A 17432-nucleotide genomic window follows, 5' to 3' on the forward strand; every position below is an offset into this window, starting at 1 on the left:
TTTAAAAACCTCCTCACGGAGGTTTTTTTTCTTATGAAAATACTTTCGGTCTCTCTTCATAATATCGCTTCTATAGAAGGTCCCTTTACGCTTAATTTGGAAGCTGAACCCCTTAAATCGGTGGGGTTATTTGCTATTACAGGAGCGACAGGGGCAGGCAAATCTACCATTTTAGATGCTATTTGCCTTGCGCTTTACAACGATACTCCTCGATTGGCAACTACAAAAAACTCGGTTGCTATTGCTGACGGCTCGGCTGAGGTGCAGGTGAATAATGTGAAGAACCTCTTGCGCAAAGGGGCGATTTCGGGCTATGCCAAAGTGGTATTTCAGGCGGTAGACGGCAAGACTTATGAAGCGGAATGGCAGGTACGCAGAGCCTATAACAAACTTTCGGGGGCAATTCAGCCTGAAACTTTGCAACTTACTTGCCTGACGGATAACCAACTGATTGCTGAGAACCGCAAGACATTGGTGCTCGAAAAGATAAAGGAATGCGTAGGCTTGACCTTTGACGAGTTTACCAAATCGGTAATTTTGGCACAAGGAGACTTTACGTCGTTCTTAAAAGCGAATGATGATAAGCGGTCGGATATTTTAGAAAAACTCACAGGTACGGAGATTTACACACGCATTTCTAAGCAAGTGTACGAACTCAACAAGCAACATAAAAACGAACTCCAACTCTTAGAAAAACAGCTTGAAAACATCGTTTTTTTAACGGAAGAAGAACGCAGTGCCTTAACCGAGCAACTTACAGCCGATGAAGAGAGGTTGAAAACCTTACAAGCCTCGCTCGCTACTTTAAAAGAACAACAGCAGTGGTTTGACAATCAGAAGTTGTACACTCAGCAATGGCAAGAAGCTATTGCCAATAAAGAAAAAGCCGAACAAGAGAAAACCTCGCAAGCGGAACGTTTTGGAGAGCTTGCTATCATAGAGCAATTACAAGCCATAAAAGGGGATATCCTCACCGAGCAAAGGGAAAAAGAACTATTAGCAACTGCTCAGCAACATTTGAAAGAAGCTACTGCCGAAAAAGAACGGCTCACAGCTAATAAGGCTAAGGTATCCGAGCAAAAATTGCTAACCGAAAACGATTTGGCTACTGCCAAAAAGGCTTATGAAATTGCCAAACCTTTTATTGCCAGAGCAAAGGAATTGGACGTACGACTTGCAGAACTAACGCAGATTTTTGAGCAAAAACAGCAGCAGCAAGAGGCGAAAGAGACTGCTTTGCAAGCTAAAAAAGAGTCGCTTGAAAAAGTAACTGAACATATACAGAAAGGGGAGAGGTACATTCAGCAAGAAGAGCAGTGGCTCAACACTCACCCTGATGAAGCGCAGTTGTACCGCAATGCGTTGTGGCTCAAACAGCTTGTGGAAGAACAGCAACAACTCAATGAAAAACTAACTGCCCATAGCCAAGCAGAAGAACGCCTTAGACAACAACTCAATGAGCTGAAAGCACAATACCCTATACAGGCACTCCCTTCAACTGATATAGAGATGCTTGCTAAACAGCAGAAGGCTTATCTCACCGCCTTGCAAGTGTATCAGGCGGATAGAGAGATTGCCAAACATATCAAGCAATACACTGACGCAAAGGTTCAGAGAGAAGCGCTCTTACAAGAGATGCAAAACACCCAAAGCCAAATATTGGAAACATTGCAACGTTTAAAAACTGAGAAGATAGCCACCCAAATAGCTTGTGATACAGCGGAACGCATTTACCAAAGGGCACAAATAGAAAATACCAAAGATGTAGCGTTTTTGAGAGAACATTTGGTGGAAGGAGAAGCCTGCCCCGTATGTGGTTCGGTACACCACCCCAATGCTCATAAGGCAGTAGCTGAACACCTGATAGATACAGTGCAACAAGAATTTCTAACGGCTAAAAAACAATTAGAAACGCTTACCAAAGAGGTTATCACCAAAGAAACGGAGCTCAAAGAACTGCAAAAGCGTATAGAGAGTCAGACAGCAGAAAACGCAGAGCGTACGGATTTATGGCAACAAGAGAGCGAACGCTTGTCGCAATCAGTGTATTATACGACCTATCCTTCTGTGAAAATAGAAGAATATATCACGGATAAGATAGCAAAAACAGAACATCTTTTAGCGGAAAACGAGCGTCTTTTTGAAGTCCTCAACCGACTCAAATCGCTTACTGATGAGCTGAATACCCTTGCGAAAGACGTTGAAAATTACAAGCAACAACGGCAAAAATACAGTCAGCAATTACAGAGCTTACAACTTTCGGACGCTTGGCTCAACCTTTGGAAAACCGATATTGTGCAATTTCAAACCCAAATCACCACTGCTAAAACCGACTGGGAAGCGCATTCGGCTTGTATCGAGAAATACAAAAAGCGCCTTGCTGAACTCACCCAAGAGCGCACCGAGCTCGCCTCCTCACAACAAGTACTCCGTCAAGAGCTCACCGAATTGACAACGACAATCGATAAAGAGCAAGCGCAATTGCAAACGCTGAAAGAAGAACGTGCGGGATTGTTAGAAGGAAAATCGGTTCAAGTAATAGAAGAGAGTTACCAACAGCATTTAGAGCAATTAACAACTCTTTTAGAGCAAACGCAACAGCAATATAACGCTATTTTATTGGAGATGACGGCTAACGAAAAAACCTTAGAGACCTTAGCAATGCAACAACAGCAATCGCAAGCTCATATAGCCGAGTCAACTCACAAAATAGAAGAATGGCTTACAGCCTACAAGCCTGCTCAAATAGAGCATATAAGAAGGAAAATGCAAGAGTGGGCGAATCGTTCTCACGAATGGCTACAATCAGAGCGCCAAGCCCTTCAATCCTTAAATGACCGCATTGCACAATACAATACCATTGCGAATGAAAAACAGCAAGCGCTTGAAACACTAAAAGAAAAAAGACCACTCAACTTTACAGAAGAAGATATCGTCCAACAGTTGGCTGAACAGACAGCAGAAGAAGATACCTTTCGCGATACGGTAGTCACTCAAAAGAGTCGGCTTTTAAATGATGAGCAACAGCGAGCAATAGCAGTTGAGTTGCATACAGCCAAAGAAGAAAAGGAAAAACTCGCTCATCGCTGGAGCTTGCTCAACGACCTGATAGGAAGTAGTACAGGTAATGCGTTTCGCAAATACGCGCAGGAGTACACTTTGGATATGCTCTTGCAATATGCTAATGTGCAGATGCGCTACCTCAATAGGCGCTACACCCTGCAACGCATTCCTAACTCTCTTAGTCTGCAAGTGATAGACAACGATATGGGAGCTGAGGTACGGTCGGTATACTCACTTTCAGGAGGAGAATCGTTTTTGGTATCCTTGGCTTTAGCTTTGGCACTTTCGTCTCTTTCATCTACCAAAATGAACGTAGAAACCCTTTTTATAGACGAAGGTTTTGGTTCTTTAGACTCTGAGACACTTTCAGTAGCCTTAGATGCCTTAGAGAGTTTGCAAAATCAAGGGAAGAAAGTGGGAGTTATCTCTCACGTACAGGAGATGGTAGAGCGTATTGCTGTGAAAGTAGTGGTACAGAAGGAAGGTAATGGAAAGAGTAAGATAGTGGTTAGTAATTGATTATGAAGAGAATATATACGATAGGACATTCCACACATACATTGGAAGAATTTATAGAAATGTTACAATCGTTTGAGATACAACATTTAGTTGATATCAGAGGGTTACCAGGCTCTAACAAATATTTGCAATTTAATAAAGAAAACTTAGAGGTAGTATTACCCGAAATTGGGATAGCCTATACCCATCTCACGTTATTAGGTGGTAGACGTAAAGTACATAAAGACTCTAAGAATACTCGTTGGCATAACGAGTCCTTCCGAGCTTATGCTGATTATATGGAGACCTATGATTTTGAAAAAGGTATTGCTCAACTCATTGCTATAGCTGAAAAAGAAACTACTGCTTATATGTGTGCAGAGGCTGTTTGGTGGCGTTGTCATAGGTCGATGGTATCAGATTATTTGAAAGCCAAGGGTTGGCAAGTAAATCATATTATGGCAATAGGTAAGGAAGAACCTCATAGATACACCGCTCCTGCTCGTATTATAGGAGACAGAGTAGTGTATTACGATGATGGAGAGATTTTAAATCTCTAACACAATAAATCAGATATAGAAAAAGATTAGAGAAAATCTTTATTAAAAGAACTGTGAAAAAGTATGTAAACATTAAAATAATACGATGAAAGTAAAAGACATAACTAAAGTTCTTGAAACTCTTGCACCACTTGATTATGCTGAGAGTTTTGACAATGTAGGCTTATTGGTAGGTGACGCCAATGCCGAAGTAACAGGAGTGCTCATCACCTTAGATACATTAGAAGCTGTGGTAGAAGAAGCTGTTGAAAAGAATTGTAATCTTATTGTTAGTTTCCACCCGATTATCTTTAATGGGCTTAAATCGCTTACAGGGAAGACCTATGTGGAACGAGTAGTGATGAAAGCGATTCGACACCAAATAGCTATTTACAGTATGCATACGGCTTTGGATAATCAGCTGTTAGGAGTGAATGCTTCTATTGCTGACCATTTAGGATTGCATAATCGCTCCATACTTATTCCACAGCCTAATGTTATTAGAAAACTTATTACCTATGTTCCAAAAGCCAATGCTGAAAAGCTACGTAAAGCGCTCTTCGAAGCAGGAGCGGGGAATATTGGCAACTATGCGGAATGCAGTTTCAATCTTGAAGGGAAAGGCACTTATAAGGGCAATGAATCTTCGCACCCAACTATTGGTGAACCCAATGTATTTCACACAGAAGATGAAACACAAATAGGAGTTATTTTTCCCAAGCACTTACAATTTCAAATACTAAAAGCACTTCGCCAAAATCACCCCTATGAAGAGGTGGCTTATGAGATATATATACTCGAAAACGAGCACCAACATATAGGAATGGGTATGATAGGGGAATTTAAAACCCCGATGAGTGAGGCAGATTTCCTTGTTTATTTAAAAGAAAAAATGGAGGCAAGCTGTATTAGGTATTCAGCATTCAGGGGGAAAGAAGTGAAAAAAGTAGCTGTATTGGGAGGAAGTGGAGCTTTTGCAATAGAAGATGCTAAGCGAGCAGGAGCAGATGTTTTTGTGAGTGCAGACTTTAAATACCACGATTTTTTCAGGGCTGAGGGGAAAATATTATTAGCAGATATAGGTCATTTTGAAAGTGAACAATACATAAAATTTATTTTATTTGAGTATCTTTCAAAAAAAATTCCTACTTTTGCCCTCTCAATATCAAATGTAGATACAAATCCTATCAAATATTATTCATAGATATGGCACAAAAAGTGGATATAACCGTAGAAGAAAAATTAAGAGCATTGTATGATTTACAGCTTATCGATTCTAAGATTGATGAGTTACAGAACACTCGTGGAGAGCTTCCGTTAGAAGTTTCAGACCTTGAAGATGAGGTAGAGGGTTTAAAAAAACGTCACGTAAAGTTTAAAGAAGAGTTAGACGAATTGCAGGCAGGAATTGCTGAGAAGAAGGCAAAAATTGAAGAGGCAAAAGCCCTTATTAAAAAATATACTACCCAGCAAAAGAATGTACGTAACAATCGTGAATATACCTCTCTTTCTAAAGAGATAGAATTTCAAGAGTTAGAAGTACAGTTGGCAGAAAAACGCATTAAAGAAGGTAAAGCGCAAGTAGACCAAAAGAAAGAGGCTATTAAGCAAGTAGATGAGCGCAAAGCCCAACGTGATGCGCACCTCAAGCACAAAAAAGCTGAACTTGATTCTGTTTTGGCAGAAACTGAGAAAGAGGAAGAATTTTTAAGAGAAAAAGCAGAAGAGTATGCGGCTAAAATTGAAGAGCGTTTGCTAAAAGCCTATCAACGCATTCGCAGTAGTGTGATGAACCGTTTAGCAATAGTGCCAATTCAGCGTGGAGCCTCTGGAGGTTCATTCTTTGCTATTCCGCCACAAGTACAAGTAGAAATTGCCTCTCGTAGAAAGATTATTACTGATGAACACAGTGGACGAATCTTGGTAGATGCAGCTTTAGCTGAAGAAGAAAGAGAAAAGATGGAAACTTTGTTTAAAAGTTTTAAAGCATAGAAGATAAGTAATGAGGAAACTAATTATATTAAGAAAAATGAGTCCAGTGATCACTGGACTCATTTTATTTTTAATAAGCTTTAGCAAAAAGCACTCGTTTTTTCGAAGGCTTACCCGAGTAGATGCAATACCCAGACTCTTCCTTGATATCCAATGGTATACAACGTATCGTTGCTTTGGTCTCTTCTTTGATACGCTCTTCAGTTTCGGGAGTACCATCCCAGTGTGCTGAGAGGAAACCTCCTTTAGTTTCTAACAATTCCTTGAACTCGTCATAGCTATTTACCTCGGTAATATGGGTATTGCGGTACTCCAAAGCTTTGTTGTACATATTGGATTGAATATTCTCTAAAAGCTGCTGAATATGAGCTACAATTTGGTCACCAGCTACTGTCTCTTTGGTAAGAGTATCGCGACGGGCTACTTCGAAGGTATTGTGCTCTATGTCGCGTTGTCCTACAGCTAAGCGTACAGGTATCCCTTTGAGTTCGTACTCGTGGAACTTAAAGCCAGGAGACTGTGTATCACGATCGTCGAATTTTACACTAATATTGTGTTTTTTGAGTTCTTCAATTAAAGGCTGAATATGGGAGCGCACTTTTTCTAATTGTTCAGCTCCTTTGTAGATAGGCACGATTACCACTTGTATAGGAGCCAATTTAGGAGGAAGTACTAATCCATTGTCATCGCTGTGGGTCATAATGAGTGCTCCCATCAAGCGAGTAGAAACACCCCAAGAGCTCGCCCATACATATTCTTGTTTACCTTCTTTGCTCACATATTTCACGTCAAAGGCTTTGGCGAAGTTCTGTCCTAAGAAGTGTGATGTTCCTGCTTGCAGTGCTTTTCCATCTTGCATAAGGGCTTCTATACAGTAGGTATCGTCAGCCCCTGCAAAGCGTTCGCTTTCACTTTTTACACCTTTTATTACAGGCACAGCCATAAAGTTCTCTACAAAGTCAGCATATACGTTCATCATCTTTTGAGCTTCTTCTATGGCTTCGGCTTTAGTGGCGTGAGCGGTGTGTCCTTCTTGCCACAAGAATTCCGCAGTGCGAAGAAATAGACGGGTGCGCATCTCCCAGCGCACAACATTCGCCCATTGGTTGATGAGTATAGGCAAATCACGGTAAGACTGTATCCAGTTTTTGTAGGTGTTCCAAATAATTGCCTCTGAGGTAGGACGTACTATCAGCTCTTCTTCGAGTTTTGCTTCCGGGTCTACCATTAGTTTTCCTTTTTCATTAGGGTCGGCTTTAAGACGATAGTGGGTTACTACGGCACATTCTTTAGCAAAACCTTCAGCATTCTTTTCCTCTGCTTCAAAATAACTTTTGGGTACAAATAAAGGAAAATAAGCATTGGTGTGACCAGTTTCTTTAAACATACGGTCGAGTTCTGCTTGCATTTTTTCCCAAATAGCATAGCCGTAAGGTTTGATTACCATACAGCCACGCACGCCTGAACTTTCGGCTAAATCGGCTTTTACAACCAATTCGTTATACCATTTAGAATAGTCTTCACTGCGTGATGTTAAATTCTTGCTCATATATTTTTTAAACTCTTTTTATAGGTTTTTTGGCTTTTCTCCTTACCACTTTGGTAGGATTTTCAGTACCATTTTTAGGGTGTTTTTGTTTGTAGTAGTGTAGACAGCTTTCTATGTAAAAATCTCCTTGATTCCTGATAAGCCCTGCTACATTATCGTTAAACCATATCTCAGCTAAGTTAGCTTTTAGATATTTTGATATATCATTGCTGTTTCGTTTGAAATCTATGTTGATTTTACGCTCTTTTAAAAACTTTGAAAAGGCGTTGAGCATTTCTTTGGGCACTTTGTATCCCCCTATGAAATAAGACTTTTGAGGCTTATGGTTCTGAGAAGGGTGACTGTCTAAGTATTCAAACAAAAAGAAGTTCGTAAGTCCTGAGTTTAGCACTTCATTTACCATATAGGTTTCTGGTTTCATATCTACTGGTACATATACATCAGGGTAGATACCACCACCACCATACACTATTTTTCCTTTAGGAGTTGTAAACTTTAAAGAATCGGGGACTGTAGCATTATCTATTTGGAAACTTCTGCGCTGGTGACGCAAGTTGTAGGGCTTTTGTATAGAACGTCCAGTGGGAGTGTAGTAGCGAGCGGTAGTAAGACGTACTGCTGAACCATCAGGTAAAGGCATTTCGCTTTGTACTAATCCCTTGCCGAAAGTTCTACGTCCTACTATTACACCTCTATCGTTATCCTGTAAAGCTCCTGCTACAATCTCACTAGCTGAAGCGCTATTTTCATTGACAAGTACAAATATGGGTTTATTTTCGAATAACCCGCCAGCAGTAGAATAGGTTTCTTCTATTTCTTTGCGATTGTTTTTGGTAAATACAATCATCTTATCCTTTGCTAAGAACTCATCGGCTATCTGAATTCCTACATTGAGAAAACCACCAGAATTATTACGCAAATCTAGAATTAAACTGTTAATACCTTCTTTTTCCAAAGCTTTAAGTGCTGAGGCAAATTCGTCATTAGTAGTTTCGGCAAACCTATTCATACGTATATAGCCTAAAGTATCATTTACTTTGTAAAAACAATCAATGCTTTTAATGGGAATAAACTTTCGCTCAATACCTATCTTAAAAAGACTATCTTTACTTTTTCGGTAAATAGTTAAATCTACTTTTGACCCCATTTCTCCTTTGAGAATATTTTTGATTTTATCAGTATTTAAGTGTTTTTTAAACAAGGTATCTTTCCCTGCTATTAAAATACGATCGCCAAAGCGAATACCTTTGTGCATTGCATCACTTCCTTCAATAGGTTTGATTACGGCAATGGTATCTTTGTAAATATAAAAGCTAATACCCACACCTACGAACTTACCACTCATTGTTTCGGCTACCTCTTGGATATCACTTTTAGAGATATAAGTGGAGTGAGGATCTAACTTGCGCAAAATACTATTTATTGTGAGGTCTACAATACTATCGGTATTTACTTTATCTACATAGTCCTCTTCTATATAGTCGATAAGTCTGTTTAATTTCACTTTATAAGGGTTCTCTTGCATCGTATCTATATCAGTAATAGGCATAGGTACGGGTGGAGGAGGCTTGGGAATGTAGAAATTCGCAAGCTGTCTTCCTAAAACAAGCCCTAATGCTAAACTTAAGCCTATAAATATGGGGAGTATGTAGTGTTTGTTTTTCATCAAATAATTTTATTTGCCAAAAGCAGAAACTCCTTGTTTTATCCATTGGTAAAACTCATCGGGGTCATCGGTATCAAGGGTATATCCTATCGGGTCTACTAAGTTCTCTCCTTGGAGATTCATCAGCACGTAAAAGGGTTGTGTATTGGCTTTGTAATGGAGGGTTTGAAACTCACTCCATTTTTGTCCAATGGTTTTTATCATCTTGCCTTCTCTAATCTGTGAAGGTCTCACTTCGCTTTCGGGTAGCGGACGTTTATCGTCTACGTACAACGAAATTAATACCACCTCATTTCTAAGAGCATCGAGCACTTGGGGGTTAGGCCATACATTTTGTTCCATTTTACGGCAGTTTACACAAGACCAGCCAGTAAAGTCTAACAATACGGGTTTGTTCACTTGTTTGGCATAAGCTAATCCTTTTTCATAATCATCAAAAGTAACGATATTGTGAGGTTTGAACAAGTGCGCTCCTTCAGGAAGAGCACCTTCATCTACACTGGTACTACCTCCGTCAGCGGTATAGCCTACACCGTAAGGCGATTCGCTATAATGTTGCGGAGGAGGAAAAGCATTGATAAGGTTGAGTGGTGCCCCCCATAACCCCGGAATCATATAAACCGTAAAACTAAGAGTTAGTAAGCCTAATAGCAGGCGACCTACTGAAATACGGTCGGTGGCATCGTCGTGAGGCAAACGTATTTTTCCAAAAAGGTAGAGCGATAAGGCACCAAAAACTGCAATCCAAATAGCGATAAATACTTCTCGTTCTATCCAGTGGTATTGTAATACCAAATCAGCATTAGAAAGGAATTTGAATGCTAATGCCAATTCTAAAAATCCCAATACCACTTTCACGGTGTTCATCCAACCACCTGATTTAGGCAAGGAGTGTAACCAACCAGGGAAGGCTGCGAACAAGGCAAAAGGCAAGGCTATTGCCAATGAGAAGCCGAACATACCAATAATAGGAGCGATCCCCCCTTCGGAAGCAGCTTGTACTAACAAAGTACCTACAATAGGACCTGTGCACGAGAATGATACGATAGCTAACGCCAACGCCATAAAGAAGATGCCTATAAAACCACTGCGATCGGCTTGAGCATCTACTTTGGTACTCCACGAACTAGGCAAAGTAATTTCGAACGCTCCTAAGAATGAAATAGCGAACACTACCAAAATCAAGAAAAAGATGAGGTTGAACCAGAAATTACTTGCTAAAGCATTCAAAGCATCTGCACCAAAGATAGCAGTAATAGCTGAGCCTAACAATACGTAAATCACAATGATAGAAGTGCCATAGATCACAGCATTCTTCACACCTTTGGCTTTAGTTTTGCTCTGTTTGGTAAAATAACTCACCGTCATAGGAATCATTGGGAATACACAAGGAGTGAGCAAGGCAGCAAAGCCAGAAAGAAAAGATATAAAGAATATTGTCCACAGACCTTGACGTGAGATAGGGGTAGTATTAGGAGCTTTTGTTGTTGTAGTCTGACTTACGGTAGTTGTAGGAACTGTATTATTTCCGTCGGTATTATTACCAAAAGTAAACTGAGGAGTTGCCACTTTGCTTGCAACGGGAGCTCCCGAAAGGAAAAACTCTAAATCTACTGTATCAGGAGGTAAACAGTTACTATCGTCACAGCTCATAAACTCTACCGTTGCTTTTATAGAAGTTATAGGTTTTACTATTTTGATGCGTTGTTTGAAGACAGCTTGATTGTGAAAATAAGCAATTTCCATATCAAAAACCTTGTCGTGTTTTTGTATAGGTTTACTTTCTTCGGTCTTACCCATAAGCTCGAAGTTTGCGCTTTTTTCAAAGGCAAAGGAGGTAGGAATAGGTCCTTTAGGCGGAATGTTTTGTGCGTAGAGTTTCCAGCCTGCCTCAATGGAAGCTGTTGCTACCAAATAATATTCGTTATCGCTGATTTTTTCAACCGCTGTTTTCCATTTTACAGGGTTATGTATTTGAGCATTTGCTATTGCTACAAGTACTACGAATATCAGTGTTATTATTTTCTTCATTCGTTATTGAGTTTATGAGTGATAAATTTTAGAGTGCAAAATTACAACAAAATAATGATATGTACAATTTTTAATGATTAGAGAAATCATTAATCATTAATAAGTCTTGCCATATAGAAACCATCATACCCCGATTGATGGGCAAAAATCACTTCCTCAGCTTCTAAGCGATACTCTTTTCCTACTTCCGAAGCTAAAAACGTCTGTACTTGTTGATGATTCTCAGAAGGTAATATAGAACAAGTAGCATAGACAAGTTTGCCTCCTTTTTTTAGCAATTTACTGTACTGTTGTAAAATTTCTTGTTGAGTAGTGCGTATTTCGTCCAAGAATTCAGGTTGCAATTTCCATTTTGCATCTGGGTTACGGCGCAGTACGCCGAGTCCGCTACAAGGGGCATCAATGAGTACGCGGTCGAATGTGCCGTGCATACGTTTGAGCTGTTTGGGTTCTATGAGTTTAGTTTCTATGTTAAAAACCCCGTTACGGCGTGCCCTGCGTTTGAGCTCTTGCAATTTCTGCTCGTAGATATCCATCGCTATAATCTGACCTTTGTTTTGCATTAGGGTAGCGAGGTGTAAGGTTTTACCTCCTGCTCCAGCACAAGTGTCGATTACACGTTTCACCTTGTCGTCTATCTGCATAAAGGGTGCTACTTTTTGAGAGGAAGCATCTTGTACCTCAAACAGTCCATCGGCAAAAGCTTGGGTTTTAAAGATATTGCTGCGTTCTACTAACTGCAAAGCATCGGGGTAATCGCGCAAAGGATAAGTTTCTACTCCTTCTTGTCGCAAAAACTGTTGCAAGTGTTCCAAAGAAGTTTTAAGGGTATTCACTCGCAATACTACGGGAGCTAAACTGTTAAGGGCGTGCAATTCATCTGTCCACAACGTTTCTCCTAATTCTTGTGCTCCCAAAGTATCTAACCAGTCGGGTACAGATTCACGTAGTTTTCTCACCTTAGAGAGTTCGTCGAACTTGCCTTTAATACGACGTGCAGGAGTATCTTCAAAATAGTTTCCCCAATCGGGCAAAGCTATACTTTTGAGAGTCGCCCACACGGCAAACATACGGCGTAGGTTGTGCACTGTAAAGGGTTCGTACACTTCGGCAATCTCGGCATAAAGCCGTTTCCAACGGACAATGTCGTAAATGGTTTCGGCAATAAAAGCCCTATCGCGGGCGCCCCAACGCTTGTCTTTTTTCAGTTGTTTTTCTACTACCTTATCGGCGTATTGCCCTTCGTTAAAAATAAAGGTAAGTCCCTCTATTACGGCATCTACTAAGTTTCTGTGTAATTTCATTATACTAAAAATAAGACGGCGCATAGCACCGTCTCTTTTATTTTTTACTCACGTATCTATCTTCAAGCATTCGCTCGCTTTACTTTTTACCTAAAATAATTGTGCAGTAAAGGTAAACAAGAAGTTACCATAAGTTGATTTTATTTGAGCATTATCGGTAAGTATTGTTTCGTACATTTGGTATAGGTTTGTTTGTTTAGCGATGTCATAAGACGCATCTAAGCGGATACCTCCTAAAGTAACCCCTGCTCCAAACGAATAGCCGGTGAGGTCGCCTACTGTAGCCACCTTTTTGCGATATGGACTTTGCTCGTAACGATAACCTCCACGAAGGCTTATATAGTTAGTACTTGCTGGTTCATTCTTAAACATTTTGAAAGGAATACGGAATTCACCTCCTACGCGTAAGGTAGAAGTATCACCCAAATCATTTTGGATAATATTATTCTCACCTTCCATATTACTACTTCTAAACTTTAGATTGTTATAAGCTCTATAAGTATAATCTACACTTAGTATGGCTCTTTTCTTGATAATATAAGCTAAACTACCTGTCCACGCACTCGGAGTACGGAATTTATATTCACGTTCATACCAAATTTCATCTCCATAACGATTGATAAGCTCAACGTCTGAATCAAAAGTTCTAGTAGCAACACCTACAGTACCATACAACACTTGTCTGTACTCTTCTTTCATTCTATACCACGTAGGCGATTGATAGCTCATACCTAAACGCAAGTCATCTGTTATTTTTATAATAGCTCCTAACTGCAAAGAAAAACCATCTCCTGTGGTATTGATATATTGCTTATGGTTAGCATATCGCAAAAAAGGATTAGTGCCTTGAAAATTATCATCTTTTGCACTATAAAGAGCTTTTTCATTGATGTTATGAACATTCAAGTTTAATCCTAAGCCTATAAAGTCTCCCAACTGTGAAGCAAAATTAAAGTTATATTTATTCACATAACCTGAACGATCTATTCTATAAGTTTGTAACCGTTCTCTATTATCTCCACTAGGATTATAAGCAATGTTAGTCGTAGAAGTAGCAGTAGGAGTGATAAGTTGAGCCATCATTCCTAAATAAGCCATTTGTGCAGCATACCCTTCTGTTTTTCCTAATTTAGCATAAAATTCGCCCACATCTCGTTGGTTACCTTCTGTCCCTGTTATACGATCAGGACCTCCTGAAAAAGTGCCATAACTAAATGGATTTCCGTTATTACCTTTTGTAGCATAGTACAAAAAATAATTATCTAATCCTTTGTTATTGTAAGCAGAATATGAAAACTTATCATTATCAAATGTTTTTGCTAATTGATAATTAAATCCAAAACTCACTTTCTTAAAAGTAGCAGAAGCATCTGGTAAGAGAAACACAACTCCAAACTGATTCAGATTGAAGTCATTATTAGTCATTTTAGTATTTCTATTTAAAAAAGTAATCTCTCTTTTCTGATTGTTGTTATTTAAAGAAAATGAGATTTCAGAACTGCTAAATATAGAACTCGCCGCAGGATTGACATTGATAGCAGAAGGGTCGCCTCCCAAGGCTCCGAAAGCTCCACTCATCGCTTTAAAACGAGCTGTTCCTGTAAGCTCTTCTGTTGAGTAACGCAAGGCATCAGTATAATTCTGTGCTTGTACATTAGCTACGAAAAGAAAAGCTCCTAAAAGTAATATATGATTGATTTTTTTCATTTGTTAATATTTTTAATCACGATTAGAACTTCTGTATCCTCCTCCACTATTAGAGGAACTGCTACTGTTGTAGTTTCCTCCTGAATTACTATTGCTATAGTTAGAACTTCTGCCTGAATAGTTAGAATTGTTAGACTCATAAGCTCTTCTTAATTCATAGCCTGAAGGAGCTCTATTATAATCATTGTTATGTCCTTGATTTTGGTAATTAGGACAACTTGCGTCATTGCTATAATTATTACCTTGTGTTTGAGAACGATTGTAAGAGCCTCTATTGTAATCACTATAACGATTAGGGTCTCCTCTTCGTCCGTCGTCTCTTATGATAGCTCTTCCTCTGCTTCCGCCATAGTAATCTCTACCATATGAACGATTGGGCTCATAATAGTAATCTCTTGGGCGGTAATAGTCGTAATAATATCCATAGTATGGGTATCCGTAATATCCATAATAATAAGGATAACCATAGTAACCGTAGTAAGGATAGTAGCCTCCGTAGTAACCGCCCCAATAAGGGTCGTAGTAATTACCCCAGCCCCAGCCTAAGGAAAAGCTCCAGCCAGAGCGATAAGGGCGATAGTAAGGGTAGTCGTAATAGCTATAATAAGGATACCAAGCTCCGTAGCCCCAATAGTTATTCCAGCCGTAATAAGGATTTACCCAACCGTTATTATATACATTTACATTCACTCGTGAAGGGTTACTACCCCAACCTCCGTAAGAGGAGTTGCCTGTATAGGCATTGGAGCGATAGCTATTCACATCGGTAAAATGTGTAAAACTACTGTCAGTTTGTTGATATTGTTGTGCTTTCTCACTGAAAAAATCCTTATATTTATTAGGGGTATAACGGTTTTCAGGAGGATAGTCATAACGTTCAGGATAGCTTTCTCTCTCCACGTATCTTACCCTTTCGGGTACAGGGTCGTTATAGATACCATCGGCGTAGTAATAACCTACGCACGAGGTAAGTGCTAATGAGGCTACCAGACCTAAGGTGAGGTATCTCATCGTTTTTCTGAGGTTAAAATTCTTTTTCATCGTCAATCGTTTTTAGTTAATAGTGTGTAATTAATGGTTTGTGGTCAATGGTTTGTGCTTAATGAATGTAAATCAATTTCTGTGCCAAAATCTATTTACTTCTCACTCTTCACTTTTTACTTCTTTTAGTTGGGTACCCCAGAAGAGAACCTTTTCGCCAAAAGTTTCAGCAGACTGTTGTAGGAGTTTAGGAATAGTGTGCTCAATGAAATGCAATAACTGTGCGGGTGAAGTAGTTTCGTGATGAATGGCATAGTGTTTTTCAGGTACGTCCAATACTTTAAACACTCGTACTCTCTCTATGGCTTTATTAGTGTTTATAGTAGGTAAATAAACGTTTTGTAGCCATTCTTGCCACTGGGTGAATACCTCATCGCTTATCACCACTGTTAAATTATATACATACATTACCTATTTATTTTTTGCAAAGATAATAAATAATTCATAACTTTGCAACCAATTTATAAATAAATTAAAAACGTATGGCAAGTATTCGCAATTTAAAAAAGGACATTAACTACGTGTTGGGTGATATTATCGATGCAGTGTATTTCACAGGAAAGATGCAAACAGAGGAAGGTAAAGCTCTTGTAACCGAAATTCTCAACGATTTTGATACGCTTATCGATAAAGTAGCCGATAAAACAGTGGAAAACAGAGGCGCTCACCTCAAACAAGTGAGAAGAGACTTTGAACAAAAAGCAGGGGCTCTTATCGAGAAACTCAACGCATTATCGTAAGTTAGAAATATAGCTTAAACACTGAAAAAGTTTATTTGTAAGAGTATTGCAAAATACCCTTATGGGGTTGTTCGTGTCTGTTTTTGAGAAAGAGATACAGAAGATAAGTTTGGCAAAAAGTATGCAATAAGCCCCATCAAAGGCAAGAAAGAACATAGTTTATAAACGAAGTCAATACTGGTTATGTCTATCAATTTGCCTAATACTGCCGAAGCCAATCCGCCCATACCAAAAGCAAAACCGTAGAAAAAGCCTGAAATCATTCCTATTTTCTGGGGCAAAAGCTCTTGTGAATAGACTAAAATAGAGGCAAAAGCCGATGAGATGATAAACCCTATCAGCACGATGAGTACTGCCGTAGTGGTAGCATCGGCGTAAGGCAACCAAAGCGCAAAGGGGGCAGCCCCTAAGATTGAAAACCAAATAATAAATTTTCTTCCTACTTTATCACCTAAAAACCCTCCAACAAGTGAGCCCGCAGCTACCGCTCCTAAAAAGTAAAATAGGTATACTTGTGCCTCAGCATTACTAAATCCGAATTTTTTAATAGTATAAAACTGAAAATAATTGTTGATAGCTGCTGTATAGAAGTTCTTGGAGAATACTAACAACATCAATATAATCATAGAGTTGCGTATTTGTGCACGGGTGAGATTGGGCAACACTACAGGTTTTTTAGCTTTCTTTTTGAGCAATTTAAGCAGAATGCTACGCCATTTGCCTATGAGGAGCAGTATGAGCATTGCAAAGATAGAGAACCCTGCAAACCATATTAAATTGCCTTGATGACTTTCTTCTACAACTCGTCCGTCGATTATTTTTTTGCTGAACAATAGTAATATCACCAATAGAGGGGCTAAGGCTGTCCCAAAGTTACCACCCAACTGGAAGATAGCTTGTGCGAACGAGCGTCTGCCTCCTGAGGCTAAAAATGCTACTCTGGACGATTCGGGGTGGAATACCGATGAACCTACCCCTATGAATACCACCGAGCACAGTATAGCTGTATAGTTACTCGAAAGCGATAAACTCACGATTCCCATAGTAGTAAATGCCATTCCTAATACTTGTGAGTAGGGCTTAGGGTGCTTATCGGTATAATTGCCTACTAAGGGTTGCAATATAGAGGCTGATAGTTGGTAACAGAGTGTAATAACCCCTACTTGCGTCATTGTGAGAGCATATTTGCTTTGCAGAGCAGGATAAATAGACGGAATGACCCCTTGAATGAGGTCATTGAGTCCGTGTGCTAAGGCGATAAGCAGTAAAATGCGATATTGTGGTTTGTTTTCTTGATACATT

At 39.5% G+C, this 17432-nt stretch carries 13 protein-coding genes; 5 read left to right on the plus strand and 8 right to left on the minus strand.

Annotated features, from left to right (window positions below; genetic code table 11):
- The first annotated feature begins 33 nt into the window (after positions 1-33).
- The 4 genes from COCH_RS07760 to COCH_RS07775 all read left to right on the plus strand — a co-directional run bounded on the left by COCH_RS07760 (position 34) and on the right by COCH_RS07775 (position 6092).
- Positions 34-3582, plus strand: a complete 3549-nt coding sequence (locus COCH_RS07760) for an AAA family ATPase (protein ID WP_015782636.1) — start codon at positions 34-36, stop codon at positions 3580-3582.
- A 2-nt stretch (positions 3583-3584) separates the two neighbouring features.
- The gene (locus COCH_RS07765) at positions 3585-4121 is read left to right on the plus strand and encodes a DUF488 domain-containing protein (protein WP_015782637.1); all 537 of its coding nucleotides are present in this window, start codon (positions 3585-3587) and stop codon (positions 4119-4121) included.
- A gap of 85 nt (positions 4122-4206) precedes the next feature.
- On the plus strand, positions 4207-5304 hold the full coding sequence (locus tag COCH_RS07770) for a Nif3-like dinuclear metal center hexameric protein (RefSeq protein WP_015782638.1): 1098 nt from the start codon (positions 4207-4209) through the stop codon (positions 5302-5304).
- 2 nt (positions 5305-5306) lie between these two features.
- The gene (locus tag COCH_RS07775) at positions 5307-6092 is read left to right on the plus strand and encodes a zinc ribbon domain-containing protein (RefSeq protein WP_002671132.1); all 786 of its coding nucleotides are present in this window, start codon (positions 5307-5309) and stop codon (positions 6090-6092) included.
- Between the two features lie 70 nt (positions 6093-6162).
- Here COCH_RS07775 and proS read toward each other — a convergent pair whose 3' ends face one another.
- From proS to COCH_RS07810, 7 genes are all read right to left on the minus strand, one after another.
- Entirely contained in the window at positions 6163-7641 is a 1479-nt protein-coding gene (gene proS / locus COCH_RS07780) for a proline--tRNA ligase (RefSeq protein WP_015782639.1), read from the minus strand.
- Between the two features lie 7 nt (positions 7642-7648).
- Positions 7649-9307 (minus strand): S41 family peptidase, encoded by a 1659-nt coding sequence (locus COCH_RS07785; RefSeq protein ID WP_015782640.1) that lies wholly within the window; start codon positions 9305-9307, stop codon positions 7649-7651.
- Positions 9308-9316: 9 nt separating this feature from the next.
- The gene (locus COCH_RS07790; protein WP_015782641.1) at positions 9317-11338 is read right to left on the minus strand and encodes a protein-disulfide reductase DsbD family protein; all 2022 of its coding nucleotides are present in this window, start codon (positions 11336-11338) and stop codon (positions 9317-9319) included.
- A gap of 89 nt (positions 11339-11427) precedes the next feature.
- Positions 11428-12642, minus strand: coding sequence for an RsmB/NOP family class I SAM-dependent RNA methyltransferase (locus tag COCH_RS07795; RefSeq protein WP_041546784.1), 1215 nt, complete (start codon positions 12640-12642; stop codon positions 11428-11430).
- Between the two features lie 90 nt (positions 12643-12732).
- A complete protein-coding gene (locus tag COCH_RS07800) occupies positions 12733-14349 on the minus strand; it encodes an OmpP1/FadL family transporter (RefSeq protein WP_015782643.1) in 1617 nt (538 codons plus the stop codon).
- A gap of 12 nt (positions 14350-14361) precedes the next feature.
- Complete coding sequence (locus tag COCH_RS07805) at positions 14362-15390, minus strand: hypothetical protein (protein WP_015782644.1); 1029 nt, start codon at positions 15388-15390, stop codon at positions 14362-14364.
- A gap of 102 nt (positions 15391-15492) precedes the next feature.
- Positions 15493-15798 (minus strand): DUF4286 family protein, encoded by a 306-nt coding sequence (locus COCH_RS07810; protein ID WP_015782645.1) that lies wholly within the window; start codon positions 15796-15798, stop codon positions 15493-15495.
- A gap of 74 nt (positions 15799-15872) precedes the next feature.
- Between COCH_RS07810 and COCH_RS07815 the strand changes: the two genes are divergently transcribed.
- Entirely contained in the window at positions 15873-16130 is a 258-nt protein-coding gene (locus COCH_RS07815) for a hypothetical protein (protein WP_015782646.1), read from the plus strand.
- 59 nt (positions 16131-16189) lie between these two features.
- Here COCH_RS07815 and COCH_RS07820 read toward each other — a convergent pair whose 3' ends face one another.
- Positions 16190-17431 carry an MFS transporter gene (locus tag COCH_RS07820; protein WP_015782647.1) on the minus strand — a complete coding sequence of 414 codons (1242 nt, stop codon included), beginning with the start codon at positions 17429-17431 and terminating at the stop codon, positions 16190-16192.
- Between the last annotated feature and the right edge of the window lies 1 nt (position 17432).

The organism is Capnocytophaga ochracea DSM 7271 (assembly GCF_000023285.1).
Classification (GTDB): Bacteria; Bacteroidota; Bacteroidia; order Flavobacteriales; family Flavobacteriaceae; genus Capnocytophaga; species Capnocytophaga ochracea.

Coding starts and splice junctions, on each gene's coding strand:
- COCH_RS07760 (WP_015782636.1), top strand. CDS start 34: ATGAAAATACTTTCGGTCTCTCTTCATAATATCGCTTCTATAGAAGGT.
- COCH_RS07765 (WP_015782637.1), top strand. CDS start 3,585: ATGAAGAGAATATATACGATAGGACATTCCACACATACATTGGAAGAA.
- COCH_RS07770 (WP_015782638.1), top strand. CDS start 4,207: ATGAAAGTAAAAGACATAACTAAAGTTCTTGAAACTCTTGCACCACTT.
- COCH_RS07775 (WP_002671132.1), top strand. CDS start 5,307: ATGGCACAAAAAGTGGATATAACCGTAGAAGAAAAATTAAGAGCATTG.
- proS (WP_015782639.1), bottom strand. CDS start 7,641: ATGAGCAAGAATTTAACATCACGCAGTGAAGACTATTCTAAATGGTAT.
- COCH_RS07785 (WP_015782640.1), bottom strand. CDS start 9,307: ATGAAAAACAAACACTACATACTCCCCATATTTATAGGCTTAAGTTTA.
- COCH_RS07790 (WP_015782641.1), bottom strand. CDS start 11,338: ATGAAGAAAATAATAACACTGATATTCGTAGTACTTGTAGCAATAGCA.
- COCH_RS07795 (WP_041546784.1), bottom strand. CDS start 12,642: ATGAAATTACACAGAAACTTAGTAGATGCCGTAATAGAGGGACTTACC.
- COCH_RS07800 (WP_015782643.1), bottom strand. CDS start 14,349: ATGAAAAAAATCAATCATATATTACTTTTAGGAGCTTTTCTTTTCGTA.
- COCH_RS07805 (WP_015782644.1), bottom strand. CDS start 15,390: ATGAAAAAGAATTTTAACCTCAGAAAAACGATGAGATACCTCACCTTA.
- COCH_RS07810 (WP_015782645.1), bottom strand. CDS start 15,798: ATGTATGTATATAATTTAACAGTGGTGATAAGCGATGAGGTATTCACC.
- COCH_RS07815 (WP_015782646.1), top strand. CDS start 15,873: ATGGCAAGTATTCGCAATTTAAAAAAGGACATTAACTACGTGTTGGGT.
- COCH_RS07820 (WP_015782647.1), bottom strand. CDS start 17,431: ATGTATCAAGAAAACAAACCACAATATCGCATTTTACTGCTTATCGCC.